Annotated in this window: 26 protein-coding genes; 12 read left to right on the top strand and 14 right to left on the bottom strand. The window is 44.3% G+C overall.

Annotated features, from left to right (window positions below; genetic code table 11):
• Positions 1 to 7 precede the first annotated feature (7 nt).
• From AB4583_RS13895 to cobB, 8 genes are all read left to right on the top strand, one after another.
• Positions 8 to 646: a molecular chaperone gene (locus AB4583_RS13895; protein ID WP_017059621.1), complete on the top strand. Its 639-nt coding sequence runs from the start codon at positions 8 to 10 to the stop codon at positions 644 to 646.
• A gap of 78 nt (positions 647 to 724) precedes the next feature.
• Entirely contained in the window at positions 725 to 925 is a 201-nt protein-coding gene (locus tag AB4583_RS13890; protein WP_008217926.1) for a twin-arginine translocation signal domain-containing protein, read from the top strand.
• Between the two features lie 10 nt (positions 926 to 935).
• The gene (locus tag AB4583_RS13885) at positions 936 to 3,791 is read left to right on the top strand and encodes a formate dehydrogenase subunit alpha (protein ID WP_372117805.1); all 2,856 of its coding nucleotides are present in this window, start codon (positions 936 to 938) and stop codon (positions 3,789 to 3,791) included.
• Positions 3,792 to 3,802: 11 nt separating this feature from the next.
• Positions 3,803 to 4,411: a formate dehydrogenase FDH3 subunit beta gene (fdh3B, locus tag AB4583_RS13880; RefSeq protein WP_004733723.1), complete on the top strand. Its 609-nt coding sequence runs from the start codon at positions 3,803 to 3,805 to the stop codon at positions 4,409 to 4,411.
• A 13-nt stretch (positions 4,412 to 4,424) separates the two neighbouring features.
• On the top strand, positions 4,425 to 5,498 hold the full coding sequence (locus AB4583_RS13875; RefSeq protein ID WP_017070544.1) for a formate dehydrogenase subunit gamma: 1,074 nt from the start codon (positions 4,425 to 4,427) through the stop codon (positions 5,496 to 5,498).
• Positions 5,482 to 5,898, top strand: coding sequence for a hypothetical protein (locus tag AB4583_RS13870; protein WP_017059624.1), 417 nt, complete (start codon positions 5,482 to 5,484; stop codon positions 5,896 to 5,898). The genes AB4583_RS13875 and AB4583_RS13870 overlap by 17 nt, the downstream gene beginning before the upstream one ends.
• Positions 5,899 to 6,273: 375 nt before the next feature.
• Positions 6,274 to 7,494 (top strand): ammonium transporter, encoded by a 1,221-nt coding sequence (locus tag AB4583_RS13865; protein WP_017059625.1) that lies wholly within the window; start codon positions 6,274 to 6,276, stop codon positions 7,492 to 7,494.
• 256 nt (positions 7,495 to 7,750) lie between these two features.
• Entirely contained in the window at positions 7,751 to 8,485 is a 735-nt protein-coding gene (cobB, locus tag AB4583_RS13860; protein ID WP_017063867.1) for a Sir2 family NAD+-dependent deacetylase, read from the top strand.
• Positions 8,486 to 8,579: 94 nt separating this feature from the next.
• Here cobB and AB4583_RS13855 read toward each other — a convergent pair whose 3' ends face one another.
• The 5 genes from AB4583_RS13855 to potA all read right to left on the bottom strand — a co-directional run bounded on the left by AB4583_RS13855 (position 8,580) and on the right by potA (position 13,738).
• On the bottom strand, positions 8,580 to 9,617 hold the full coding sequence (locus tag AB4583_RS13855) for an extracellular solute-binding protein (RefSeq protein WP_017059627.1): 1,038 nt from the start codon (positions 9,615 to 9,617) through the stop codon (positions 8,580 to 8,582).
• A gap of 210 nt (positions 9,618 to 9,827) precedes the next feature.
• Positions 9,828 to 10,862: an extracellular solute-binding protein gene (locus tag AB4583_RS13850; protein WP_017059628.1), complete on the bottom strand. Its 1,035-nt coding sequence runs from the start codon at positions 10,860 to 10,862 to the stop codon at positions 9,828 to 9,830.
• 149 nt (positions 10,863 to 11,011) lie between these two features.
• Complete coding sequence (gene potC / locus AB4583_RS13845; RefSeq protein WP_004733706.1) at positions 11,012 to 11,782, bottom strand: spermidine/putrescine ABC transporter permease PotC; 771 nt, start codon at positions 11,780 to 11,782, stop codon at positions 11,012 to 11,014.
• The gene (gene potB, locus AB4583_RS13840) at positions 11,782 to 12,639 is read right to left on the bottom strand and encodes a spermidine/putrescine ABC transporter permease PotB (RefSeq protein WP_372117800.1); all 858 of its coding nucleotides are present in this window, start codon (positions 12,637 to 12,639) and stop codon (positions 11,782 to 11,784) included. Before potB ends, potC begins: the two co-directional genes overlap by 1 nt.
• Positions 12,623 to 13,738 (bottom strand): spermidine/putrescine ABC transporter ATP-binding protein PotA, encoded by a 1,116-nt coding sequence (potA, locus tag AB4583_RS13835; protein WP_017070545.1) that lies wholly within the window; start codon positions 13,736 to 13,738, stop codon positions 12,623 to 12,625. The genes potB and potA overlap by 17 nt, the downstream gene beginning before the upstream one ends.
• A gap of 329 nt (positions 13,739 to 14,067) precedes the next feature.
• On the opposite strand from potA, the gene AB4583_RS13830 reads away from it, so the two are divergent.
• From AB4583_RS13830 to ttcA, 4 genes are all read left to right on the top strand, one after another.
• Positions 14,068 to 14,883: a membrane protein gene (locus AB4583_RS13830; protein ID WP_017068198.1), complete on the top strand. Its 816-nt coding sequence runs from the start codon at positions 14,068 to 14,070 to the stop codon at positions 14,881 to 14,883.
• Positions 14,876 to 15,727 (top strand): glucosaminidase domain-containing protein, encoded by an 852-nt coding sequence (locus tag AB4583_RS13825; protein WP_372117796.1) that lies wholly within the window; start codon positions 14,876 to 14,878, stop codon positions 15,725 to 15,727. Before AB4583_RS13830 ends, AB4583_RS13825 begins: the two co-directional genes overlap by 8 nt.
• Positions 15,728 to 15,849: 122 nt before the next feature.
• Entirely contained in the window at positions 15,850 to 16,500 is a 651-nt protein-coding gene (locus tag AB4583_RS13820; protein ID WP_017063862.1) for a DUF2987 domain-containing protein, read from the top strand.
• Between the two features lie 319 nt (positions 16,501 to 16,819).
• Positions 16,820 to 17,713, top strand: a complete 894-nt coding sequence (gene ttcA, locus AB4583_RS13815; RefSeq protein WP_017059635.1) for a tRNA 2-thiocytidine(32) synthetase TtcA — start codon at positions 16,820 to 16,822, stop codon at positions 17,711 to 17,713.
• A gap of 122 nt (positions 17,714 to 17,835) precedes the next feature.
• Here the strand turns inward: ttcA and uspE are convergent, their stop codons facing one another.
• The 9 genes from uspE to ccoO form a co-directional block, all read right to left on the bottom strand.
• Positions 17,836 to 18,786 (bottom strand): universal stress protein UspE, encoded by a 951-nt coding sequence (uspE, locus tag AB4583_RS13810; protein ID WP_017070547.1) that lies wholly within the window; start codon positions 18,784 to 18,786, stop codon positions 17,836 to 17,838.
• A 132-nt stretch (positions 18,787 to 18,918) separates the two neighbouring features.
• Positions 18,919 to 19,665 (bottom strand): FNR family transcription factor, encoded by a 747-nt coding sequence (locus AB4583_RS13805; protein WP_017059637.1) that lies wholly within the window; start codon positions 19,663 to 19,665, stop codon positions 18,919 to 18,921.
• A gap of 86 nt (positions 19,666 to 19,751) precedes the next feature.
• Positions 19,752 to 20,426 carry a sulfite exporter TauE/SafE family protein gene (locus tag AB4583_RS13800; RefSeq protein ID WP_017059638.1) on the bottom strand — a complete coding sequence of 225 codons (675 nt, stop codon included), beginning with the start codon at positions 20,424 to 20,426 and terminating at the stop codon, positions 19,752 to 19,754.
• Positions 20,416 to 20,652 carry a cbb3-type cytochrome oxidase assembly protein CcoS gene (gene ccoS / locus AB4583_RS13795; protein ID WP_017059639.1) on the bottom strand — a complete coding sequence of 79 codons (237 nt, stop codon included), beginning with the start codon at positions 20,650 to 20,652 and terminating at the stop codon, positions 20,416 to 20,418. Before ccoS ends, AB4583_RS13800 begins: the two co-directional genes overlap by 11 nt.
• The gene (locus AB4583_RS13790) at positions 20,652 to 23,024 is read right to left on the bottom strand and encodes a heavy metal translocating P-type ATPase metal-binding domain-containing protein (protein ID WP_029235846.1); all 2,373 of its coding nucleotides are present in this window, start codon (positions 23,022 to 23,024) and stop codon (positions 20,652 to 20,654) included. Before AB4583_RS13790 ends, ccoS begins: the two co-directional genes overlap by 1 nt.
• 5 nt (positions 23,025 to 23,029) lie before the next feature.
• Entirely contained in the window at positions 23,030 to 23,509 is a 480-nt protein-coding gene (locus tag AB4583_RS13785; protein WP_017059641.1) for a FixH family protein, read from the bottom strand.
• Between the two features lie 108 nt (positions 23,510 to 23,617).
• Positions 23,618 to 24,592, bottom strand: a complete 975-nt coding sequence (gene ccoP, locus AB4583_RS13780; RefSeq protein WP_017063857.1) for a cytochrome-c oxidase, cbb3-type subunit III — start codon at positions 24,590 to 24,592, stop codon at positions 23,618 to 23,620.
• Positions 24,592 to 24,765 carry a CcoQ/FixQ family Cbb3-type cytochrome c oxidase assembly chaperone gene (locus AB4583_RS13775; protein WP_004733679.1) on the bottom strand — a complete coding sequence of 58 codons (174 nt, stop codon included), beginning with the start codon at positions 24,763 to 24,765 and terminating at the stop codon, positions 24,592 to 24,594. The genes ccoP and AB4583_RS13775 overlap by 1 nt, the downstream gene beginning before the upstream one ends.
• Before the next feature lie 9 nt (positions 24,766 to 24,774).
• On the bottom strand, positions 24,775 to 25,395 hold the full coding sequence (gene ccoO / locus AB4583_RS13770; protein WP_017059643.1) for a cytochrome-c oxidase, cbb3-type subunit II: 621 nt from the start codon (positions 25,393 to 25,395) through the stop codon (positions 24,775 to 24,777).
• Between the last annotated feature and the right edge of the window lies 1 nt (position 25,396).

Raw genomic sequence — 25,396 nt, 5'->3', positions numbered from 1 at the left:
GTTAGCCTTGGAAACGAATTTGGATCAGGCACAAGAACAGACACTAAGAACTGAGATCTATTTGGTTCTATCCGCACTGTTTCGCAGCGCACCTTCTGAAGAGGTGATCGACTTTCTAAAAACACTCGATATTGAAGCGTCTGAAAGCGCAATGCAAAAGGCTTGGATTGCCATTCAACAAGCGGCAACAGAATCAAACCGTGAAGCTCTTGAAGACGAATATCAAGATTTGTTCATCGGTATTGGGCGTGGAGAAGTCGTTCCATTTGGTTCTTGGCATCGCACTGGCGCCATGATGGAAAAACCATTGGCAGAGATTCGTCATGACTTAGAGCTTTTAGGCATTGAGCGTGACGATCAAGTGAAAGAGCCGGAAGATCATATCGCAGCACTGTGTGAAGTGATGGCGATGCTAACGGCTGAAGAAGAAGCACTGCAACAGGCGGTATTCAATAAGCACCTTGGCCCTTGGTTTAACTCTTTCACGCGTCAGCTTGAAGGGGCAGAAAGCGCGAACTTCTACAAATCGGCCGCTCAACTGTGTGAAGCATTCTTAACGTTAGAACAAGTGCGTTTTAGCGTGAATACAAAAAGCAGTAAGCACAAATTAAAGATTGATGTGAAAAACGTCACTGATTACGAGTAATCGAGCAGTACGCGATTATATCGATAGAGGGGCATTAAGCCTCCAAAAAAAGATCTACCGTAAGGTAAGGAAGCAATGATGAAAGATAATAAAGATATAAATACAAGCCGTAGGGATCTACTCAAAGGCTTGACGACTGCAGCCGTTGCTGGTGCCGTTGTCGCTGGTACAACTAAAGTGGCAACCGCTTCAGAAACTGTTGAAATTTCGAAAGAAGACGTGAAGAAGACAGGGTATCGTGAGACGCAACACATTCGCGATTACTACGACACACTTTAGGAGATAACGGATGAAACTTGTCAAACGCTCCGATAGTGTGAGCAAAGAAACCAATCAGCTAGGTGTGTCTCGACGTGCCTTCATGAAAAACACTTCATTAGCTGCTGGTGGCGCAGTGGTAGGCGCAAGTCTATTTGCACCAGGTATGATGAAGAAAGCACAGGCTAAATCAGTCGATCCAGAAGCGAAAACAGAAGTGAAACGTACTATCTGTTCTCACTGTTCTGTGGGTTGTGGTATCTACGCTGAAGTTCAAAATGGCGTATGGACAGGTCAAGAGCCTGCATTCGATCACCCATTCAACGCTGGTGGACACTGTGCGAAAGGTGCAGCACTTCGTGAGCACGGCCACGGTGAACGTCGTCTTAAGTACCCAATGAAATTGGAAGGCGGTAAGTGGAAGAAGCTTTCTTGGGAACAAGCGATTGAAGAGATCGGTAACAAAGCGCTAGAACTTCGTAAAGAGTCTGGCCCTGATTCAGTTTACTTCCTAGGTAGTGCGAAACACAGTAACGAGCAAGCTTATGCATTCCGTAAGATGGCTTCGCTTTGGGGCACCAACAACGTTGACCACCAAGCACGTATTTGTCACTCAACCACAGTAGCCGGTGTTGCGAACACTTGGGGTTACGGTGCAATGACAAACTCGTTCAATGACATGCACAACTGTAAATCGATGCTGTTCATTGGTTCAAACCCAGCGGAAGCTCACCCAGTAGCGATGCAACACATTTTGATCGCGAAAGAGAAGAACAACTGTAAGATCGTTGTTGCGGATCCTCGTCGTACGCGTACTGCTGCGAAATCAGATCACTACGTTTCTCTTCGTCCAGGTTCTGACGTTGCGTTTATCTGGGGTGTGTTATGGCACGTCTTTGCAAACCAATGGGAAGACAAAGAGTTCATTAAACAACGTGTATTCGGCATGGACGAGATCCGTGAAGAAGTCGCGAAGTGGAACCCAGCAGAAGTTGAACGCGTAACTGGTGTTAGTGAAAAAGACGTATACCACACCGCGAAACTACTTTCTGAAAACCGTCCGGGTTGTATCGTTTGGTGTATGGGTGGTACTCAGCACACGACTGGTAACAACAACACACGCGCTTACTGTGTACTTGAGCTTGCGCTAGGTAACATCGGTAAATCAGGCGGCGGTGCAAACATCTTCCGTGGTCACGATAACGTACAGGGCGCAACTGACCTTGGTGTACTGTCAGACACACTTCCAGGCTACTACGGCTTGTCTGAAGGTTCTTGGCGTCACTGGTCAAAAGTTTGGGATATCGACTTTGACTGGGTGAAAGGCCGTTTCGACGACAACGCATACGGCGGTCAAAAACCAATGAACAGTGCAGGTATTCCTGTATCTCGTTGGGTTGATGGCGTACTTGAAGACAAAGACAAGATTCGCCAACGCGAAAACATCCGTGCCATGTTCTACTGGGGTCACGCGGTGAACTCTCAGACTCGTGGTCCAGAGATGAAAAAAGCGATGCAGAAGCTGGATATGATGGTTATTGTTGACCCATACCCAACGGTTGCAGCGGTAATGAATGATCGTACCGACGGCGTTTACCTGCTACCAGCAACGACTCAGTTTGAAACCTACGGCAGTGTAACGGCGTCAAACCGTTCTCTACAGTGGCGTGACAAGGTTGTTGATCCTCTATTCGAATCTAAACCTGACCACGAAATCATGTACCTGCTTTCTAAGAAGCTTGGTTTCTCTGATCAGCTGTTCAAAAACATCCGTGTTGAGAACAACCAACCACTGATTGAAGATATTACACGTGAATTCAACAAAGGTATGTGGACAATCGGCTACACAGGCCAAAGCCCTGAGCGTTTGAAAGAACACCAACAGAATTGGCACACATTCCACAAAACGTCTCTAGAAGCAGAAGGCGGTCCAGCAAATGGCGAGACTTACGGTCTACCTTGGCCATGTTGGGGCACACCAGAGATGAAACATCCGGGTACACACATCCTTTACGATACGTCTAAGACGGTTGCTGAAGGTGGTGGTAACTTCCGTACTCGTTTTGGTGTTGAGTTTGAAGGTCAAAGCCTACTGGCAGAAGACAGCTACTCGAAAGGCTGTGAGATCAAAGACGGCTACCCAGAGTTCAGTGACAAACTACTGAAACAACTGGGTTGGTGGGATGATCTAACTGCAGAAGAGAAAGCGGCTGCTGAAGGCAAAAACTGGAAGACTGACGTTTCAGGTGGTATCCAACGTGTGGCAATTAAACACGGCTGTATCCCATTTGGTAATGCGAAAGCACGTGCGATTGTTTGGACATTCCCAGACCGCGTACCTCTACACCGTGAGCCACTTTACACGCCACGTCGTGATCTTGTTGCTGATTACCCAACTTGGGATGACAAAGAAGCGATTTTCCGTGTTCCTACGTTGTACAAGTCAATTCAAGACCAAGACAAGTCTGATGAATACCCAATCATTCTGACTTCTGGTCGTCTGGTTGAGTACGAAGGTGGTGGTGAAGAGACACGTTCAAACCCATGGCTAGCAGAACTTCAACAAGAGATGTTTGTTGAAGTGAACCCGAAAGACGCAAACGACATTGGCTTCAAAGATGGCGATGATGTTTGGGTTGAAGGCGCTGAGAAAGGCCGTATCAAGGTGAAAGCGATGGTTACTCGTCGTGTTAAACCGGGTTTAGCGTTCTTGCCGTTCCACTTCGGTGGTAAGTTCGAAGGCGAAGATTTGCGTTCTAAGTACCCAGAAGGCACTGATCCTTACGTTATTGGCGAAGCAGCCAATACAGCAACCACATATGGTTACGACCCTGTCACCTTGATGCAGGAAACGAAAGTAACCCTTTGTAATATTCGTAAAGCGTAAGGAGTCTTAAAATGGCTAGAATGAAATTTCTTTGTGACACCAAGCGTTGTATCGAATGTAACGGTTGTGTCACTGCATGTAAGAATGAAAATGATGATGCTCTGGAATGGGGTATTCAACGTCGTCGCGTTGTGACACTGAACGATGGCGAACCGGGTGAAAACTCTATCTCAGTAGCGTGTATGCACTGTACTGATGCCCCTTGTATGGCAGTTTGCCCGGCAGACTGTTTTGAACATACGGAAGACGGCATCGTACTTCACAATAAAGATCTGTGTATCGGTTGTGGTTACTGCTTGTTTGCTTGTCCGTTTGGCGCACCTCAATTCCCTAAACAGGAAGCCTTTGGTGAGCGCGGTAAGATGGACAAATGTACCTTCTGTGCTGGCGGCCCTGAAACAGAGCCAGGTTCTGTGGAAGAACGTCAGAAGTACGGTGCGAACCGTATTGCTGAAGGTAAGCTACCAATGTGTGCTTCTTTATGTTCGACCAAAGCACTACTAGCGGGTGATGCAGAGAAAGTCTCTGATGTATTCCGTCAGCGTGTTGTTGAGCGTGGTGCGAAGGGTGCAGGCTGGACAGACGGCAATGACCTTTCTTACGATGCGATGAAGAGCTAGTTAGGAGAGACATATGCTTACAATGTTTAAGCGTCTCTTCCTTGTTGTGCTGCCAATGTTGGCAGCACTAACAATGCTGTCTCCTTTGAGTCATGCATCTGAGACGAACTCATCACAAACTCAATCGAGCTCTGCTGAAAGAGAAATCACACAACTTGCTGGCGCTGATTTTTGGCGACAAGTAAGAAACGGTGAAGAAGGTTACACCACATCTCAATCGGCTGAGCACGGTGTGTTGATCAGTACCCCAGGTCAAACGTGGTACATATTGAAAGAGAAGTGGATGTCACCAGCCGGTGCTGTCGCTATCTTTGGCAGTATTGCTTTCGTTACTCTAATGTACGTTGTGATTGGCCCATTAATGCTGAGTGCGCCAAGAACAGGCCGTAAGATCAAACGTTGGTCTCGACTAGACCGTGCCTTGCACTGGAGTATGGCGTTTACCTTCTTAACACTGGCGTTCAGTGGTTTGATGTTGGTTTACGGTAAACACTTCTTGAAGCCGTACATTCCAACAGACCTTTGGGGCTTCATCGTTCTATTGGCGAAGCAATACCACAACTACATCGGCCCAATTTTCTATGTGCTGTTGATGGCTGTTCTCATCAAGTGGTGGCGCAAGTCTATTTTCAAGATGGTCGATGTACAGTGGTTCATGAAACTGGGTGGTATGGTCGGGAAACATAAAGGTTCTCATCCATCTGCAGAGTTTTCGAACGCGGGTGAAAAAGCACTGTTCTGGCTATTGATTGTTATGGGTAGTGTGGCTGCGATCAGTGGCTTGGTTTTAGACTTCCCAATCTTCGGTCAAACCCGTCGAGATATGGAGCTCTCAAACCTAGTCCACATGTTGGCTGCTTTGATCCTTATCTGTGGTTTCGTGTTCCACATCTACATCGGCTTGTTCGGTATGGAAGGGGCACTAGAAGGCATGGTAACAGGCGAAGTTGATGAGACTTGGGCTAAAGAGCACCATGATCTTTGGTACAAAGAAGTGATGGAACAAGAGAAAAACGGCGTTGAACAAAGCGCTAACGCAGCAACAGAGAAAACGGAAGGGGTGAATAAGAATGAACAAACCTCATAAAGGTATTTGGGTCGCTTACATACTAAGCTGCTTTACGCCATTTACTTGTCTTCTCTCTGGTGTGGTTGCCATCATCTACGCGGGCTATCGTTTAGATAAAGGTGAAGACGGCGAAGTAGTAGATACCCATTACTACGGCTTGATTCGCTCGTTCTTCTTGAACCTGACGTTCTTTGTTGTTCTTATCGTGACGGTAGCGACCTCTAATGGGGTGTTGATTGGTGTGAACGATTACTGGTATCAAAACCACATTATCGATGACATCGCTTACTACATCCCGTATGTAGGCATGTTGTTTGGTGGTGTTGCGATTGTGGTTTGGTTTATTCGTATGTATCAAGGTATGCAGCGTTTAAGTCAAAACCTACCGCAAAACCCGACAACAGGTCCAAACTTGTAGTCGAGTATCGGCTCACTAGATAGCGAATTATCTAGCACAATAGTCCTTTTGAAAGCCCAATGATTTCGGTCATTGGGCTTTTTGTTTCTAATCAGCAACGAAACTTAATGAAGCATAGTATTGACCGCTTCAATATGGTGCAACTCCCTTAATTGGTGCGATTCTTGTTTCCATTTTCACGCTCATTAAGAACCAAGAAAGTGCACCGATAAATTTATTATCAATTAATCAGTAAGTTAAAAGCAAAAACTGTTGCACGAAATTACCCCTCACACTTGGAACGCATCTTGCGTTCACTGTTGAGTCTTTAATTAATTACAACATTGAATCGCACGATATCAGTGCAAATCAGATAAAGCGAAGGAGAATGCTTTAATGAGTGAAACGGTGACTCAAGTTCATAGTGCAGTACAAACCCTTACCCAAAGTTCAGATACTTTATTCCTATTACTCGGCGCCATCATGGTTTTCTTGATGCACGCTGGCTTTGCATTTCTAGAAGTCGGTACCGTTCGAAAGAAGAACCAAGTCAACGCGCTGGTTAAGATCCTTTCCGACTTTGGTGTCTCCGCCATTGCTTACTTCTTTATCGGTTACTGGGTTGCTTACGGTGCACACTTTTTTGCAGACGCAGAAACACTTTCGCAAGGCAACGGATATGAACTGGTTAAGTTCTTCTTCCTAATGACATTCGCAGCGGCAATTCCTGCGATTGTTTCTGGTGGTATCGCAGAGCGTGCTCGTTTCTATCCAATTTTGATTGCGACACTGTTTACGGTTGGTTTCATCTATCCATTTTTTGAAGGCATCATTTGGAACGGCAACTTTGGATTCCAAGATTGGCTAGAAGGTCAGTTTGGTTACGTGTTCCATGACTTCGCAGGCTCGGTAGTGGTTCACGGCGTAGGTGGTTGGATTGCTTTGGTCGCAGTTTACTTCTTAGGGATGCGTAAAGGTCGAATCCGTGCAGGCAAACACACCAACTTCGCACCATCGAATATCCCATTCTTAGCACTAGGCTCTTGGATCTTATGTGTGGGTTGGTTTGGCTTTAACGTGATGTCAGCTCAAGCGATCAATGGCATCAGCGGTCTCGTGGCAATGAACTCTCTCATGGCCATGGTTGGCGGTATTCTTGCGGCTCTAATTGCAGGTAAAAATGACCCGGGCTTCATCCACAATGGTCCTTTGGCTGGTCTCGTCGCTATCTGTGCGGGCTCAGATTTGATGCACCCACTTGGCGCTTTGGTGACGGGCGGTGTGGCAGGTGCGCTGTTTGTTTACCTATTTACTTATATGCAAAACAAAACACAGATCGATGATGTACTGGGTGTATGGCCTCTACACGGCGTATGTGGTGCCTGGGGTGGCGTTGCTGCTGGTATCTTCGGCCAACAAGCTTTCTGGGGTCTAGGCGGCGTGAGCTTTGCTTCTCAGTTGATTGGTACAGTCGCAGGTGTTGCTGTTGCTTTCGTCGGCGCGTTAATCGTATACGGTGTGTTGAGCAAACTAACAGGCCTACGCTTAAGTGAAGAAGATGAATTCAACGGTGCGGATCTTTCTATCCATAAGATCTCTTCTATCAACGAAGACTAACGTTGTTCACTTGGTGGGGTAAAGCACATCAAGTAGACAACTGTTGAACAGAACTAAGCGGCTTCGGTCGCTTTTTTGTTTCTATGGATAGCAAAACAGAGAATTTGAGTAACAACAACCACAACTATCAAGCGAGTTATGTCACAAATAGCCAATGAATTCAGTTGCCTAAGACTATGGTCTAATCCCCAAAACTATTGTTGGAATTTGAACAGTGCTAAGCTGTTACAAAGCGACATATCTAAAAGGACGTTATATGCATTTCCCATATCGAAATATCGTAATTCTTACTGGCGCTGGCATCTCTGCAGAGTCGGGGATACAAACATTCCGAGCACAAGACGGGCTATGGGAAAACCACAAAATCGAAGATGTAGCGACGCCTGAAGGGTTCGCAAAAGATCCTGACTTGGTACAAGCCTTCTATAACAAGCGTCGTCACGGCCTGCAAAGTGAGAGCATTCAGCCCAATTCAGCCCACAAGGCGCTAGGAGAGCTTGAAGACAAGCTTGATGGCAAAGTTACCATCATTACTCAAAACATCGACAATTTGCACGAGAGAGGCGGTAGCAACAACATTATTCACATGCATGGTGAACTTTTAAAAGCGCGTTGCAGTGAATCCAATCAAGTTGTAGAGCACAAAGGCGATATTGAAACGGGTGAACTTTGTCATTGCTGCCAAATCCCTGCACAAATGCGTCCACATATTGTTTGGTTTGGCGAAATGCCACTAAGAATGGGCGACATTTATTCCGCACTGGAAGAAGCGGATCTGTTTATCTCTATCGGAACTTCAGGTGTTGTTTATCCAGCGGCAGGCTTTGTTCACGATGCGAAAATGCATGGTGCACATACTATCGAGATAAACCTCGAACCAAGTGCGGTTGAAAGTGAATTTGAAGAGAAGCGCTACGGCAAGGCGAGTATCGAGGTGCCTAAACTGGTTGGCGAGTTATTATGTACAGAGAAAGGTTCTTTAACGGCCTAAGCCTTGTCTTTAATAACACACATCAGTTTCTGAATCTGAAAAAATAAAGCGGCTTACGCCGCTTTATTTACTTAACTTCTTAACTAACAATAACTTAGTTGTTTACTTTAAGTTTTTGGAAGTACTCGTCATAAATAACACTCGCTTCACCAACTTCATCTTGCCACACACCGTTATCCATCACTGATTGTGGTGGGAAAACGTTCTTGTCTTCAGCAAATTCTTTAGGAAGAAGAGGGTAAGCGGTTTTAACTGGTGTCGGGTAACCGATCTCTAGAGCAATTTTCGCAGCGTTCTCTGGGCGAAGAAGGAAGTCGATCATCTTATGAGCCGCTTCAGTGTTCTTAGCGCCTGCTGGAATTGCTAGGCTGTCCATCCAGAAGATAGCGCCTTTTTCTGGCCAGATAATGTCAATCGTTGCGCCTTCTTGGCGTGCCATGTAAGCAGAACCATTCCAAAGCATACCAAGAGACACTTCACCTGCTAGGTAAGGGTTCGCTGGGAAATCTGAGTTAAATACCAATACGTTTGGCATTAGCTTACGAAGTTCTTCGTAGGCTTCTTTGATTTCTTCAGGGTTAGTCGTGTTTGGAGAGTAGCCCAGTTTAGATAGAGCGATATGGAAAACCTCACGAGAGTCATCCATCATCATCAGTTGACCTTCCCACTGCGTATCCCACAGATCGCCCCAGTTTTTAACTGAAGACTTGTCTAGCATGTCTGAGTTGATACCAATACCCGTCGCACCCCAGATGTATGGGATTGAGTAGTTGTTATTTGGGTCAAATGGCTTATCTAAGTAATTTGGATCCAAATCTGCAAAGTGGCTTAGCTTGGTTTTATCAAGCTCTTGAAGCATGCCTTCTTTACGCATCTTAGAAACGAAGTAAGTAGAAGGAACCACTAAGTCGTAACCCGTACCTTGAGTTTTTAACTTAGCGTACATGCTTTCGTTAGACTCATAAGTTGAGTAGTAGACTTTAATGCCCGTCTCTTCTGTGAAGTCTTCTAGTACTTCATTTGGAATATATTCAGACCAGTTGTAAAAATACAGTTCTTGGTCAGCTGCGAAAGAGGGTGTAGAAAGTAAAGTAGCAGCACACAATGCGCCGGTATACAGTGTTTTTTTCATTACTGTTCCGTTCATTTGTTTGATTTGGAGCTGGGTAGTGAACCCAAGGTAAAGGATTTCGAAAAATCGAGCTATATTATAGCAGCGATATAATAAAATAGGCAGCCTAAGCTGCCTATTCATTGATATTCTTATTTTTAACTTATTGATTATCTACGTTGACCTGTTAAGTAAACTGGTTACTTAGCCACAGTTAGATAATAAGCTAAATTACTGACCTGCTTTAAGTTTCATGAAGTAATCTTCGTACTTCACTGTCTTATCGCCAACCGCAGCTTGCCATTCAACACGATCAAGGTCTTCTTGCGATGGGAATAGCGCAGGGCTATCTTTGAACTTCTCGTTAGACGCTTTAACGGCCGTTAGGTAGCCTGTGTCACGAGAAATTTGCTCAGCAATTTCAGGGCGAAGTAGGAAATCAATCATCTTATGAGCTGCTTCTACGTTTACCGCACCAGAGCTAATCGCAAAGTTATCAACCCAACCGATACCGCCTTCTTTAGGGAAAACCAGTTTGATTGGTAGACCTTCGTTTTGCGCTGCAGCAGCAGAACCGTTCCACAGCATACCAAGACCCACTTCACCAGACATGTAAGGCGCGCCTGGGTTGTCTGAGTTAAATACTAGAACGTTTGGCATAAGCTTTTGTAGCTCAGCGTACGCTTCGTCGATCTCTTTTTCGTTGGTTGTGTTACCAGAGTAACCTAACTTACGCAGTGCGATGTGGAACACTTCACGAGTGTCGTCCATCATCATCAGTTGACCTTCAAGCTCTGGCTTCCATAGATCAGCCCAGCTTTGGAAATCTTCTGGATCGTACATGTCAGTGTTAACAGCAAGACCTGTGATCGCAACTACGTGTGGAATAGAGTAGTCGTTGCTTGGGTCGTACGGCTTATCTAGATAGTTAGTATCTAGATTCTTGAAGTTGTTCAGCTTAGTTTTGTCGATCTTTTGTAGCATACCTTCGTCACGCATCTTAGATACGAAGTAAGTCGACGGCACAACTAGGTCATAGCCTTTGTTGTGTGTTTTTAGCTTTGCGTACAGGGTTTCGTTCGACTCGTAAGTCGAGTAGATCACCTTGATACCAGTTTCATCAGTGAACTGTTCTAGAATCTCACTGTTGATGTAAGGTCCCCAATTCATGAATACCAATTCTTTGTTATCTTTTGCAAATGATGGTGCAGATAACATTGAAAGCGCACATGCACTACCAGCTAATAGAGTAGCCCATTTTTTCATTGACGTTAGCTCCAAACTAAACGTTGCCCGAAGGCAGTAGATAGAAAAACAGAATGGCAATTTACCATTCTGTTTATGATTAACACTTTTTTTGAACTTGAAGTCTCTTAACTTCTTAATCAAGCCAGTCTCTATATAGAGTAGGAGACTTACTTGATTTTTTCTCTCGCTAATAACTGAGAAATGATCACCAGTATTAATGACACCACTAACATCACTGTTGCTAGGGCGTTTACCTCAGGAGAGATACCCACTTTAACCATTGAGTAAATCTTCAGTGGTAAGATTTCATACGTTGGACCGGTTACGAAAGAACTGATGATCACATCGTCCAGAGACAGAGTGAAGCTCAATAACCAACCCGCAGCAACCGCTGGCTTAGCAAGTGGTAAGATGATCTGTTTTAGGATCGTCCATTCGCTCGCACCTAAGTCTTTTGCTGCTTCTAACATCTTCACATCAAAGCCATTCAAGCGACTGTAAACCGTTACCACAACGAACGGTAGACAGAAGGTAATGTGAGCAGCAAGTAGGGTAAAGAACCCAAGTTGTACACCCATTACTAAGAACAGAGCCAGTAACGAAATTGCCATTACGATATCTGGTGACATCATTACGATGAACAACATGCCATTTACGATGCCTTTACCTTTAAATTGGTAACGGAATAGGGCTACTGCTGTAAGGCTACCGACAATCGTTGCGGCTGTTGCTGAGAACACCGCTACATTGATCGAGTGCCACGCAGCCTGCATTAGGCTGTCGTTGTTAATAAGCGCGTCATACCATTTAGTCGTGAAGCCACCCCATTTCATACCAAACTTATTGGCATTAAACGAGTTAGCAATCAATACGATAATAGGTAGGTATAGAAAGGCGTATACCAGCGCCATAAAGCTGAACTTAACTGTGCGCCCCATTAGTCTAGCTCCACTCTCTTATTCAATAGCTTACCTGCTCGGTAGTAGGCATACAGCATCACAGCCATTGCCATGGTCAGTGCGATACTCGTCGCTGCACCAAACGGCCAGTCTCGAGCGTTGAGCACTTGGCTCTTAATCACGTTACCAATCAATAGGTTCTTAGCTCCGCCTAATAAGTCAGAGATGTAGAACATACCTAACGCTGGCAGTAGTACTAATAAACAGCCGCCGATAATGCCCGGCATTGTTAGGGGCAGTACAACTTTCAATAGCGTTTGCAGTTTGTTCGCACCTAAATCTTTAGCCGCTTCTAAATACGTATCATCCAGTTTCTCAATCGCTGAATACAGCGGCAGAATCATAAACGGAAGTAGGATGTACACTAAACCGATCATTACTGCGGTTTCTGAGTACATGATACGTAGCGGTTTATCAATGATATCTAGCGCTAACAAACTTTTGTTCAAGACACCTTGCGTACCCAGTACAATCTTCAATCCATAAGTACGAATCAAAGAGTTAGTCCAAAATGGGACAATCACTAGGAACAACATGATTGGACGCCACTTCGCAGGCATTTTTGCCACGATGTAAGCGAACGGGTAACCAATAATTAAACAAAGTAGGGTTGCGACAATTGCCATATAGAAAGAGTGCATCAACACTTTAAAATACAGCGGGTCAGCCAAACGCACGTAGTTATCGAGGGTGAAGGTCATCTCGATCAAGTTCGCTTCATCACGAGTTAAGAAGCTAGTACCGATGATCATGATGTTTGGAATCATCACGAACAGCACTAACCAACCTGTGATTAAAGCAACAATTGCGTTTTGTAAATTAAACTTCTTGCTCATCTTCTAATACCACTTCCCAGCTCTCAACCCAAGTTACTGCAACTTTTTGGCCCAGTGAGTGATCAACATCAGGGTCATCTTCGTTGAAGAATTCGCTAACCATGACACGCATACCAGATTCAAGTTCTACGACTGAATCTAATGTCATGCCTTTATAGGTTCGCTCGACAATATGGCCAACAATACCGCGTTGCTCAGACTCTTTAATTTCTTCGATACGAAGATCTTCAGGGCGAAGCAATACTTGCAGTTTTTGACCCGGTGTGACGTCTTTATCGTGATAGATAATGGACTCTTCACCTTCGATTGTCGCAACAATGCGTTTTTCATCTTGACGAGATTTCGCTGTCGCTTCGAATACGTTAATTTCACCAATGAAACGCGCTACAAATAGGTTCTTAGGCTCTTCGTAGATCTCTCTTGGTGTTCCGTCTTGTTCAATCACGCCATCACGCATAACAATAATACGGTCAGACATAGACAGCGCTTCTTCTTGGTCATGCGTTACAAAAATGAACGTGATACCAAGTTGGCGTTGTAATTGTTTCAGCTCGATTTGCATCTGTTTACGCAGTTTGTAATCCAGAGCAGATAGAGATTCATCCAACAAAAGAACTTTAGGCTTATTAACGACAGCACGAGCGATTGCAATACGTTGCTGTTGACCACCAGATAGCTGGTGTGGCTTTCGTTGTGCCATTTGTTCTAGGCGCACCATTTTCAAAGCATCCATTACACGAGGTTCAACCTCGCTGTTTGGAACTTTCTGCATGCGTAAGCCAAATGCCACATTGTCGAAAACGGTCATATGTGGGAATAGGGCATAGCTTTGGAATACAGTGTTTACATGCCTTTGTTCAGCAGGAACTTGGGTTACGTTTTGTTCAGCTAATAGTATTTGACCACTATCTGCCGTTTCAAAACCCGCAATCATTCTTAGCACGGTTGTTTTACCACAACCTGATGGGCCTAAAATCGTGAGAAACTCACCATGATTTACGTTTAAATCCAGATTGCCGATGACTTCCTTACCATCGAAACTTTTACTGATGCCAGTTAGCTGTACTACTGGCTTTCCTACTGATTTTTTAGCGTTCAACGTCTGTTTTTCTCCACCTTGGTTCTATTTGAGACCTGTTGCTATACACCTTTAAGGCGCGCATCATAATCACCAAAAACGTGAATTCAAAGCATTTTTTACCTTTCGAAGATAAAAAATTTCGCAGGTAAAAGTAAACATCCTTTACCATACTGTTATTTACTGGGATTACACCCCAACAAGTGTCTAATTATTAACCATCAAGACGCAAAAGCAAGCCTTGTTACAGATTCATATTTTAGTTTGTATCCGACATATGAGTATAATGAAGGTAATTTTTTATCAATAAGTTAGGTGGCTTCGCTTAATCGGCACACCTAGGTATCAATATGAACAACGACATCGAAAAAGATTTTAATTTGGGCGGTAGTATCAACCGTGCACTTTCTGGCGATTATGAGCTCAAAGCAACGGCTGTATTCCAAGAAGCTTGGAAACATACGATAAGTCACTTTCTTTCGTTTTCCCCAGCGATTATTGCTTTGATGTTTGTGCAGCTCGCTATCTTTTATATCGCACTAAAACTACAGCTTGGTGATCCCGCGGTTATCTTAGATGCAGTTATCGACCCAGAGTCTTTTACGCCACAAATCGTTGAATCGATTTTTATCGCGAACTTTAGCTATGAAGTGATCAGTGCACCTATCTATGCTGGTATCTGTTTAATGGCCATGAGCCACGCTGCTGGTCTACAAACCAAAGTACGCCACATTGGTAAAGGTTTGCAGTTTACGGTTCCCGTTATCCTAGTGACTTTATTTAGCCTAATGCTTCAAGGCATCGCAGGTATGATTCTGCCGTTCTTATCTATCTACTTCTCACTTGCGTTCAGTCATTCGATTCTGCTGATTTGTGATAAGAAAGTGCCGCCAATGCAATCGCTTCTGCTTTCATTAAGAGCGGTAAACAAGAAGATCTTCGTGGTCGCGTCTATTTACCTAATGGTTATGTTGATGTTCATCGTGGCTGCGATGATGTACGGCATTGGCCTTATCTTCGTTTTACCTTTCTTCTTCCACGTGAAAGGGATTCTTTACCGCGAGATGTTTGGCATTAAACTCAAACTGATCGCGTCAGACAGACCAAAGAGCGACGACGACCACAACGGTAGCAACAATAAAGACCCACAGGTATTCGATGCATAACAACTCTAAATTAAGCGCAAGTAAATCACTTGCGCTAAAAGTGACAGCATTAGCCTTAGTTGGCTCGATCTCGTTAGTTGGCCCAATGCTTTACCAACAAGAAGAAGAGCGCAGGCGAGCGGGGCAAAAGGCTCCAGACTCAGAGCAAAACGTTGGTGACTTGACCGTCTCTTCTGATAAGCCAGATTTCGCAGCGATTGAAGATGTAAATAAAAAGAAAGCCACCTTCTTTTCTTATCTTCGCCCAAGTATCAACATCGAAAACAAGCGAATCACCAAAGAACGTGCGTTTCTAACCAAGCTTTCAGAGACGGGGTTGAACAATGTTGACTCTGAAGACGCGTCATACGCAAAGAGACTAGGGAAGCTGTATAGCCTGCCTGTACCTTCATCGGGCTTAGATGACGCTTGGCTGAAAGAAATGTTGAATCGTGTAAACGTGCTACCTGAAGCGCTTGTGTTAACTCAGGCGGCCAATGAATCAGCTTGGGGTACATCTCGTTTCGCCACTAAAGCAAATAACTATTTTGGACACTGGTGTTACACCAAAGGTTGTGGCCTTGTTCCGCTACAACGTAACGAAGGTAGCTCGCATGAAGTCGCAACATTCTCTTCAAGCCAAGAATCCGTACATCGGTATTTCATGAACCTTAATCGTAATCGTGCTTACGCCGATCTAAGAGTGATTCGTGCAAAACTTGATGCGCAAGGTGATGATCTTTTAACAACCGCAACGGCGACAGAGCTCACCAATGGCTTGTTAAAATATTCTGAGCGAGGTTCCGACTATGTGACTGATTTACAAGCTATGATCCGTCACAACGAGGTATACTGGAAAAAGTAACTCATTTTGATACCAACTTGGTTGCCTTCGATAGTCGGCTTATACCAGTAATATCACAAAAAGAGCAGCTCATTGACTGCTCTTTCTATTTATAAACGCTCAACTTCGACAAGATTATAATAATGAAAAAGACAGCACTCGCTTTATTAGCCTCATTAAGCCTTGGGGTTTCTCTTCCTGCTTCAGCGCAAGAATACATGTTCACGTATTCTAAGCTTTATACTCAGCTGAAAAACAACACCAAAGAAGGGCATGATGATGTCAAAGTTGCGGTCTTCTTTGTTGATCAACAAGCTCAGCAAACCTGTCACATCAGCAAAGCTTGGATGGAAAAAGAAGAGCACTACGAAGAGCTAAAAGTCTCTCCGGCCAATGAACTGCTTCTACCGGTAGATCAAAACCTACGCTCAGCAAACCCTCTTATCTTTGTACAAACTCAAGAACAGGAATGTGCGTATTCTTTTGTGGTGATGACTCAAGAGCCTTTAGCTGGCACAGTAGAAGTTGCACAGATAGAAAACCTATTGCCACAGATGCAGGCGATGCTTGAAGACGTCAGCGGTATGTTCTCTGGTTGGTTCACGCCAGATATCCAAGGGTTAACGCTAGAGTTCGCTAATAAGCTGGAAGGCAACATCGAGCTTTCAAATGGCAAGCAACTACCAATCAAAGAAGGACGTGCGAAATTCACCTTAGAAGAACTGAATGGAAGTGACAGCATCACGTTGCCAGAACCAACAGTTCGCGTATTGCCGTACATTCCCGCGCAATAATTTTTAACAGAATCATTGTTAGTGAAGTAAAAGCTTAGCGAAATCATCCCCCTAAGTTTTTGCGACATATCTTAAAGCAGCCTCATCGAATAAGATCAGGCTGCTTTTCTTTATCTATGATACCAACCGAGAGCTTGTGAAGCCGCGTTTCTCTGCCGTTTAGGCGCTTATCGAACAATAAAAGCAGAATCTTTCTATTACTCAGCTTGTTTATCCGGCCGTTACTATTTCAACATCAAATAAAAATCCGTATAATCCACGCCCTAAAACAGTCCCACTAGCAATCTACAGTCGGTAATACGACAGTGTGAGAGTCGCAATGAACCAAAACGATAATAGAAAAGAAACACTTGAATTCAACAAACTTCAGAAACGTCTGAGAAGAAATGTTGGAAATGCCATCATCGACTACAACATGATCGAAGAGAATGACGTAGTAATGGCATGTATTAGTGGCGGTAAAGATTCATTTGCGATGTTAGATATTTTGCTACGTTTACGTGAAGCAGCACCGATCAAATTTGATGTTGTGGCAGTAAACCTAGATCAAAAACAACCTGGGTTCCCTGAACACATTCTTCCTGAGTACTTTGAAACGCTGAACATTCCTTACTACATCGTAGATAAAGACACGTATTCAGTGGTTAAAGAGAAAGTGCCAGAAGGTAAAACAACGTGTGGCCTATGTTCTCGTCTTCGTCGTGGTACTTTGTACTCATTCGCAGAGAAGATTGGCGCAACTAAGATCGCACTGGGTCACCACCTAGACGACATCGTTGAAACCATGTTCCTAAACATGTTCCACGGTGCGCGCCTAAAGGCTATGCCACCAAAGCTTCGTTCAGATGATGGTCGTAACGTTGTTATTCGTCCACTGACTTACTGTCGTGAAACGGACCTAATCAAATACGCTGAACACAAAGAGTTCCCAATCATTCCTTGTAACCTATGTGGCTCTCAAGAGAATCTACAGCGTCAGAACATTAAAGCGATGCTAATTGATTGGGATAAGAAAACGCCCGGTCGTGTTGAGAAGATCTTCAAATCAATCCAGAACGTAAGTCCAAGCCAACTGGCTGACCGCGAGCTGTTTGACTTCGTGAACCTTCCACTGGACCGTAGTGAAGACCGCAAAGCATACGAATTCGAAGAAGCTGAAATCTCATCATCTAACATTGATGAGTCAATGTTCATCGACGTAACGAATGTTTAACCATTAGATTGGATAAAGATGATGTTTTCCATTCTGTGTTTGGAATGGCGTTGCTCTAGATAAACAAAAACGCCTCAAGCAATGCTTGAGGCGTTTTTTTATAAGTTAAACTTTTCTATGACTTAACCTTTCGAAAGGTTAGGGTCTAATGGGCTCACGTAACCAGACGGTTTAAGAGCCAACACATCACAGTTAATCTTGTCGATAACATGTTCCGCTGTATTACCAATAAATACGGCAGACAAGCCAGTACGACCCGTTGTACCCAGAATCACCATCGCAGCGTTATTTTCAGAAGCGACGCGAGGAATAACATCTTCAGGCAAGCCTTGCTCAACCACAGTTTGTTCTTCACACATACCATGCTTCTGGCGCAATGCTTTCATTGCCGTTAAGTGATGACCACGAACCGCGTCAGTATAAGACGTTGGGTCAAACTCTGGCAGTTCAATGGTGATATTCGCAGGTGTCACTGGGTAGGCATTCACCAAGAAAGGTTCAGCATCCAAACGACCGGTGATCTCTAGTAATCTGTCGACCATCGTATCGTTAAGCTCTAAATGAGCTTCTGTTTCAGAACCAACATGAACTGAAGCAAAAATCTTCGCGTGATCTGGCCAGAAATCGTTTTTAACCAATAGCACTGGGCTAGGGCACTTTCTCAATAAGTGCCAATCGGTTGGAGTGAAGATGACAGATTCCAAGGTATCGTGCTTACGCGTGCCTTTGATTAAGATGTCGTGCTCGCCGCTGTAAACCTCAGCAATGATCGCTTCGTACGGGCGGTTATGCCAAACCACTTGTACATTAAATTCAATAGAATCATCTAGGTAAGGTTCTGCGACTTTATTCATCCAAATTTCGCGTTGGTGAATTACGCCTTTGCGCATTGCGTCTCTTTCATCGATAGAGAGCATAGATGTCATTTCATACGAGAAGTCGTATATCGACAAAAAGAAAGTGATGTGGCTTGTTGAGGTGCTTTTCTTAGCAAGTTGGATAGCACGAACTAGAGCAGGTTGCTCATCGTGATTAATGTCTGCGACAACTAAAATTTTGTTATAGATACTCATAACTAAGCCTACTTTTCAGACCGAACATATAAATAATGTAGCGTAGTTATGGAGAGATTAAGAGAAATATAAGAGGTTTTAAGAGAGAAACATGATGTAGCTCATTATTGAACTACATCATTGATATCTAGACTATTCTTTTGAAACGCCAGCAAGTTCCATCAACGCATCGTGATCTTCGATAGTGATATATTTGCCTTTAACGCTCAAGATGTCTGCTTTTTGGAAACGACCTAGAAGACGGCTGATTGTTTCAACAGTCAAACCAAGGTAGTTACCAATATCACCACGAGTCATCGTTAGGCGGAACTCACGCGGGCTGAAGCCACGTTGAGAGAAGCGAGTAGAAAGGTTGTAAAGGAATGCAGCAAGGCGCTCTTCCGCGTTCTTCTTAGAAAGAAGCAGAATCATTTCTTGGTCACCTTTAATCTCGTTACTCATCAGGCGCATAATTTGCTGACGCAATTTAGGCATTTTTCCTGATAGGTCATCAAGAATCTCATATGGGATTTCACATACCATAGAAGTTTCTAGCGCTTGTGCGAAACTAGGGTGTTGGTCACCAGTAATCGCATCGAAGCCAACAAGATCGCCCGCTAGGTGGAATGCAGTAATCTGCTCATCACCTTGCTCGGTAATCGTGTAGCTCTTGATCGTTCCAGAGCGAATAGCATATAGAGATTTAAGCTCGTCACCGGCTTTAAATAACTCTTGGCCTTTTTGAATAGGCTTTTTTCTCTCAATGATCTGATCAAGTTGATCGAGTTCAGATTCATTCAAAGTAAACGGAATACAGAGCTGGCTAATACTACAATCCTGGCAATGGATCGCACAGCCACCAGACTGAACACGTTTCGTCACAGGCTTTTCAGAAATCATAACAATCTTTCACTATTTGATATACGTCAATATTTTAGCATTCCTTTATCCAGTTGGGTAGTAAAAAAACCGGATTTAAAGGTTACCTATACGGTATAAATAATGAGCTGCAATGCCATATATCCGGTATAGAAACCGTAAAGGAGGATTAAAATTGCGCCTAATTGGCGAAATAAGTCAGCTTGTTGCAGTTTTTTGAGGAAATTAGCGCCCATGCCTACTGTGAGCATTGCTGGAAGAGTACCTAAACCGAAAGCAAGCATGATACCGGCACCGTTGTACCAACTTCCTGATACGGCCGCCCACGTAAGCATTGAGTAAACTAAGCCACATGGTAGCCAACCCCAAATAAAGCCAAACGGCAAAGCATGGCTAGGGTGCTTCAAGGGTAGAAATGATTTACCTAAAGGAGAGATATAGCGCCATAGTTTCTGCCCGACTTTTTCAAAGAACAACAAGCCGAACCACCATTTACCGATATACAAACCTAAGACGATCATAAAGCCAGCTGCAAATAATCGCAGCCAACCTAGCAGAGCGTTAAAATCGCTTAGCTGACCTATCGAAGAGATTGCACCGCCAATCACACCACCAATCACGGCATAACTTAGCAAGCGCCCTAGGTTATAAAGTAGGGGAATAACAGGGGAAGGTTTACTGTTGCCAATCGAAAGAAGCGACGCAATACCACCACACATTCCCATGCAATGGCCTGCGCCGATCAATCCAACAACAAAGGCTCCGATCCAATCAGGCGTCATCGTTCTTTTTGTCTACGTTAGTTTGGCTTTCGCTGTTAGCTTTCTCATTCTTGACAGGTTTACTATCAGAATGGTTGTGAGCCTTTTCGTCTTCATCAAACAGTATATTGTGACCTTGACGTTCTAGGTCTTCAAACTGTTCGCTCTTCACCGCCCATAGAAAAATACCAACAGCGATGCACACCAGTACAATCGCAATGGGGATCAGGATGTATAAACTTTCCATTATTTACCTTGCTCTTTTAAAAGCCTTAACGAGTTAGACACAACAATAATAGAGCTGGCAGACATGCCCACAACGGCAATGTATGGAGCAACCAAACCCGCGACAGCCAATGGAAGGATAAGTAAGTTATATCCTAATGACCAAGCTAGGTTTTCACGAATTATCTTACGTGTTTTTAACGCCAAAGTACGCGACTTAAGTAATCTATCGAGCTTATCACCCAGTAACACCATATCCGCAGAAGCTTTCGCCACGTCTGTACCGCCGCCCATAGCGACAGAAAGGTGGGCACCTGCAAGAATAGGGGCATCGTTAATGCCATCGCCAACCATCATGGTAATGTCACTTGCATCTCGAGAGTTCAGGTAAGCAAGTTTATCTTCAGGTTTCGCGTTAGCAACAATATCAGTAATACCAATCTCTTCAGCAACAGGCTTCGCGTTAATCAAAGAATCGCCAGTAAGCAGAGTTGTTTTGATGCCCGCTTCTTTAAATTGCTTAATAAACTCGATGCTTTCTTTACGGATTGGATCTTCATAAGTAAATGTAGCGATATGACGACCCGCCATCGACAAGTAAATGCCGTTGCTTTCCGATGGTTGAGCTTCACCTAGAATGAATTCACTACTACCAATCGCAACTTCTTGGCCATTCCACTCACCAGTGATACCTGAACCAATCACGTTATTAACTGACTCTACTTCGATCTCATCAGAAAGATGAGTCTTGAACGCTTTAGCGATAGGGTGGTTAGCGTGTTGTTCCAGGCTCGCCGCTACTTTGAGACAAGTGTCTTTATCAAGTTCAGCGAAGGTTTCAACTTGGCTGATACGAATATCACCCTCAGTCAATGTACCTGTTTTATCGATGATCAAGTGATTCACTTTGCACAAGGTTTCGAATACGTGGCCTTTGCGCAGCAAAATACCGAAGTTACCCATGCGAGACGTTGAACAAGTAATCGCCGTCGGTGTTGCCAGTGACAGAGCACAAGGACACGTTGCTACCAATACCGAAAGCATGATCCAGAAAGCGTCTTCTGGTCGTGTTTGGTGCCAGTAAAACCAAGTACCGAATGAGATGATTAAGATCACCGCAACAAAGTATCGAGCCACAACATCAGCAATTTCTGCAATGCGGGGTTTAGACAATTGCGCTTCGTCTTGCAGGCGAACGATATTGGAAATAACCGAATCCGCTTTTGACGTCATTACTTCCAATTCAAATGATTCATCACCATTCAATGTACCAGCAAAGACGGTATCGCCTTCGTTTTTGACCACATGGATAGATTCGCCAGTCAGCATCGATTCATCGATATGAACTCTGCCAGACAATACTTTGCCATCGGCAGGAATGTGCTCACCCGGTAGAACGCGAATTTGGTCGCCAACTTTTAAGGTTTTGACTGGAACTTGTTCGCCATCTAACGTTGTTGCCATAGCAGGAACGAGCTTAAGCAGGTTACCACTAGCAGCGGCGGCTTTACGACGAGCGCGCATTTCAAGGAAACGACCAAGCAGTAGGAAGAAGGTAAACATCGAGATAGATTCGAAGAATACTTCACCTTTCTCTGTCACCGTTGCGACCAAACTTGCAACGTAGGCAAACAAAAGAGCGATCGACACAGGTACATCCATACCCAATGTTCGACCTTTGAGGCTACGCCACGCGTTGATATAGAAAGGCAATGCAGAGTAGAGCAGAACCGGTGTTGCAAAGATTAAGCTCACCCAACGGAAGTAGCTTTTGAATTCGGGCTCAAGGTTACCAAAGACTTCAAGATAAAGCGCAACAGCCAGCATCATGACCTGCATGGTTGCTAAACCAGCAATGCCAAGACGATAGAGATAATTCTTCATCGATCGATGATAGGCGGCTTCTTGTTGATCAGCCTCAAAAGGTGCAGCTTTGTAGCCTAAGGTATGGATTGCAGACAACAGCTCGCTCAGTTTCGTCTGAGTGTTGTCCCAACTGAGCAGGGCGCGGTTAGTCGTGGTATTAACACGAATACTAACAACCCCTAACTTTGAAGAGACTTGCTTTTCAATAAGCCAAGCACAAGCAGCACAAGAGACACCTTCTAGTGACAATGTCACTTCAGAGGTGTTTTCAGAGTTACGGACGAACTCCAATTGAACATCTTCGTTGTCGTAATGACTGAGTGCCAGAAGTTGCTCTGGCACGAGATCCGCTTTTTCAGCTGGAGCGGTACGATATTGGTAGTAAGAGACCAGACCGCTATCAACGATTGTCTGGGCTACGGTTTCGCAACCCGGACAACACATAGGTCGCACCGATCCTAAGATTTCTACTTTAAAATCCGTTTCCGCTGGTACATCTTCACCGCAGTGATAACAGGATTCACACATAAGATTTAGTTCGTTAGTTGAGTAGGAGTATCAATAGGGAAGTTCATGCGACCTTGCACTAACCATTCAGAATCATGCGGAGAAAGCTCGATAAACCATGGACCTTGCATTTCATGATCCAGAGTCAACGTGTAGTTGCCTCTCGCATCAGCGGTCAGTAGCTGAGTAAAATCACGGTCAGGCAGCGTTCGGTGCACGAACATTGCGCTAATAGCAGGGAAGTGGTCTAGTTTGCCTTTGTCGAGAGTAATGATAACTGAGTTACCTTTCTCGCTAACTGAAGCTGATAAGCCAAGCTCTTTAGCAACATTTACTTTCGAAATGTCGACATTAATACCTTTACCTTTTTTATAGTAATCTTCAGTGACAACGTTAACTGAATGGTTGGTAAGTATCGCGACTCGAACCAATGTTAGCATAGAAACGCCAACGGTTAGGAAGATCAAAAACCACGGCCAAAACTGCTTATACCAAGGTTGTTCCATATTATTATTCTCAATATATACAATGAAATAAAACTAATTTTTACAAACACTTAAGGTTATAACTGTAAAAGAAAGACAGCCCCTTAAGAAGGGGCTGTTATTATTATGTTACTCTTTATCTGAGTTGCTGAGGCTCCAGACGTAGGCAGAGACGAGCTGAACCTTATCCTCACCGAGGATGTCCTTCCAAGCCGGCATTACACCAGAACGTCCGTACATGACTGTTTCCGTCACATCAGCGCGAGAATCGCCGAATAGCCAGTCGCGGTCAGTCAGGTCAGGGGCGCCAACAGCAGGGTTACCCTTACCATCAGTACCGTGACACGCTGCACACACTACAAAGCGAGCTTTACCAGCCTCTGCTTCACGTGCGTTTACGCTACGACCAGAAAGGCTAAGCGTGTAGCTAACTACTTCTTTTACGCCTTCTTCGCCAAGAGCGTCTTTCCAACCTGGCATTTGACCGACACGACCATGCATGATGGTAGTAACGATAGCTTGTGGTTCACCACCATATAGCCATGCGTCATCAGTTAGGTTCGGGAAACCTTTCTGACCACGTGCATCAGAGCCGTGACACTGAGAACAGTTTTGTAGGAACAAACGTTGGCCCACTTTGATTGCATCGGCATCTGATGCAATGTCAGGGACAGAACGTAGACCGTTTTCGTCGTGAGCTAGCTTTCTGAAAGCTTCACCAAAGTAGGTGTCAGCATCATCAAGTTCTTTCGCGTATGCGTCTAACTGTTTGTTTGCTTGCGCAGCAGCGATTGCAGAGCGAGACTCTTCTACGCTACGAACTGTTTGGTTTGAACTCGTCCAACCTAGTAGACCTTTAAAGTTGCCAAGGCCTGGGTATAGAGCTAGATAAACAGCTGCAAACACAATTGTGCTAACGAAAAGGTATGTCCACCATTTAGGTAGCGGGTTATTAAGCTCACGAATACCATCGTATTCATGGCCCATATCCTGACCTTCTTCTACACCTGTTTTATCGTTGGAACACCAACGAAGTAAGGCTGCACAGCCAATCAATGTACCGATTGTGATTACTGTTACCCAAATACTCCAGAATGTACTCATTACTTCGTCACTCCTTGATTTTTATCTTTCGCAGGTGCTTCATCAGCGAACACTAGGTTTGCATCTTCGTCGAAGCGCGACTTACGATTTTTACCGAAAGCCCACCAAACGATGCCGATGAAACAAGCAAAAACAGTAACAGTCCAAACACTTTGAAATGTAATAATGTCCATAATTATTCCTTATTTCATTGCGTGGCCAAGCGATTGAAGGTAAGCGATGATTGCATCCATCTCTGTTTTTCCTTCAACATCTTGTTTAGCGTTAGCAATTTGTTCGTCTGTGTAAGGAACACCAAATTGATTACGGAAGATTTCAAGCTTCTGTTTAGTCAATTTGCCATCAAGTACATTCTCAGCAAGCCATGGGAAACCAGGCATGTTTGATTCAGGAACAAGTTCGCGAGGGTCGATAAGGTGAACGCGGTGCCACTCATCAGAGTAACGATCACCAACACGCGCTAAATCAGGACCAGTACGCTTAGAACCCCATAGGAATGGGTGTTCCCAAACGCTTTCGCCAGCTACAGAGTAGTGACCGTAACGTTCAGTTTCAGAGCGGAAAGGACGAATCATTTGGCTGTGACATACGTTACAACCTTCGCGAATGTAGATATCACGACCTTCCATTTCCAGAGCAGAGTAAACACGTAGATTTTCTACAGGTTCAGTAGTCTGCTTTTGGAAAATAAGTGGGGTAATTTCTACTAAAGCACCAAAACTGATAGCAATAACGATAAGAATCGCTAGTAGGCCAACATTCTTCTCTACCAACTCATGGCGATTATTTGAATTTGAGCTCATT

The organism is Vibrio sp. 10N.222.49.C12 (assembly GCF_041475025.1).
GTDB classification, from domain to species: domain Bacteria; phylum Pseudomonadota; class Gammaproteobacteria; order Enterobacterales; family Vibrionaceae; genus Vibrio; species Vibrio crassostreae_C.
Note: the sequence above shows the minus strand (reverse complement) of the source record. Positions and strands in the feature narration are given on the sequence as shown.

Coding starts and splice junctions, on each gene's coding strand:
- AB4583_RS13890 (WP_008217926.1), top strand. CDS start 725: ATGAAAGATAATAAAGATATAAATACAAGCCGTAGGGATCTACTCAAA.
- AB4583_RS13885 (WP_372117805.1), top strand. CDS start 936: ATGAAACTTGTCAAACGCTCCGATAGTGTGAGCAAAGAAACCAATCAG.
- fdh3B (WP_004733723.1), top strand. CDS start 3,803: ATGGCTAGAATGAAATTTCTTTGTGACACCAAGCGTTGTATCGAATGT.
- AB4583_RS13875 (WP_017070544.1), top strand. CDS start 4,425: ATGCTTACAATGTTTAAGCGTCTCTTCCTTGTTGTGCTGCCAATGTTG.
- AB4583_RS13870 (WP_017059624.1), top strand. CDS start 5,482: ATGAACAAACCTCATAAAGGTATTTGGGTCGCTTACATACTAAGCTGC.
- AB4583_RS13865 (WP_017059625.1), top strand. CDS start 6,274: ATGAGTGAAACGGTGACTCAAGTTCATAGTGCAGTACAAACCCTTACC.
- cobB (WP_017063867.1), top strand. CDS start 7,751: ATGCATTTCCCATATCGAAATATCGTAATTCTTACTGGCGCTGGCATC.
- AB4583_RS13855 (WP_017059627.1), bottom strand. CDS start 9,617: ATGAAAAAAACACTGTATACCGGCGCATTGTGTGCTGCTACTTTACTT.
- AB4583_RS13850 (WP_017059628.1), bottom strand. CDS start 10,862: ATGAAAAAATGGGCTACTCTATTAGCTGGTAGTGCATGTGCGCTTTCA.
- potC (WP_004733706.1), bottom strand. CDS start 11,782: ATGGGGCGCACAGTTAAGTTCAGCTTTATGGCGCTGGTATACGCCTTT.
- potB (WP_372117800.1), bottom strand. CDS start 12,639: ATGAGCAAGAAGTTTAATTTACAAAACGCAATTGTTGCTTTAATCACA.
- AB4583_RS13830 (WP_017068198.1), top strand. CDS start 14,068: ATGAACAACGACATCGAAAAAGATTTTAATTTGGGCGGTAGTATCAAC.
- AB4583_RS13825 (WP_372117796.1), top strand. CDS start 14,876: ATGCATAACAACTCTAAATTAAGCGCAAGTAAATCACTTGCGCTAAAA.
- AB4583_RS13820 (WP_017063862.1), top strand. CDS start 15,850: ATGAAAAAGACAGCACTCGCTTTATTAGCCTCATTAAGCCTTGGGGTT.
- ttcA (WP_017059635.1), top strand. CDS start 16,820: ATGAACCAAAACGATAATAGAAAAGAAACACTTGAATTCAACAAACTT.
- uspE (WP_017070547.1), bottom strand. CDS start 18,786: ATGAGTATCTATAACAAAATTTTAGTTGTCGCAGACATTAATCACGAT.
- AB4583_RS13805 (WP_017059637.1), bottom strand. CDS start 19,665: ATGATTTCTGAAAAGCCTGTGACGAAACGTGTTCAGTCTGGTGGCTGT.
- AB4583_RS13800 (WP_017059638.1), bottom strand. CDS start 20,426: ATGACGCCTGATTGGATCGGAGCCTTTGTTGTTGGATTGATCGGCGCA.
- ccoS (WP_017059639.1), bottom strand. CDS start 20,652: ATGGAAAGTTTATACATCCTGATCCCCATTGCGATTGTACTGGTGTGC.
- AB4583_RS13790 (WP_029235846.1), bottom strand. CDS start 23,024: ATGTGTGAATCCTGTTATCACTGCGGTGAAGATGTACCAGCGGAAACG.
- AB4583_RS13785 (WP_017059641.1), bottom strand. CDS start 23,509: ATGGAACAACCTTGGTATAAGCAGTTTTGGCCGTGGTTTTTGATCTTC.
- ccoP (WP_017063857.1), bottom strand. CDS start 24,592: ATGAGTACATTCTGGAGTATTTGGGTAACAGTAATCACAATCGGTACA.
- AB4583_RS13775 (WP_004733679.1), bottom strand. CDS start 24,765: ATGGACATTATTACATTTCAAAGTGTTTGGACTGTTACTGTTTTTGCT.
- ccoO (WP_017059643.1), bottom strand. CDS start 25,395: ATGAGCTCAAATTCAAATAATCGCCATGAGTTGGTAGAGAAGAATGTT.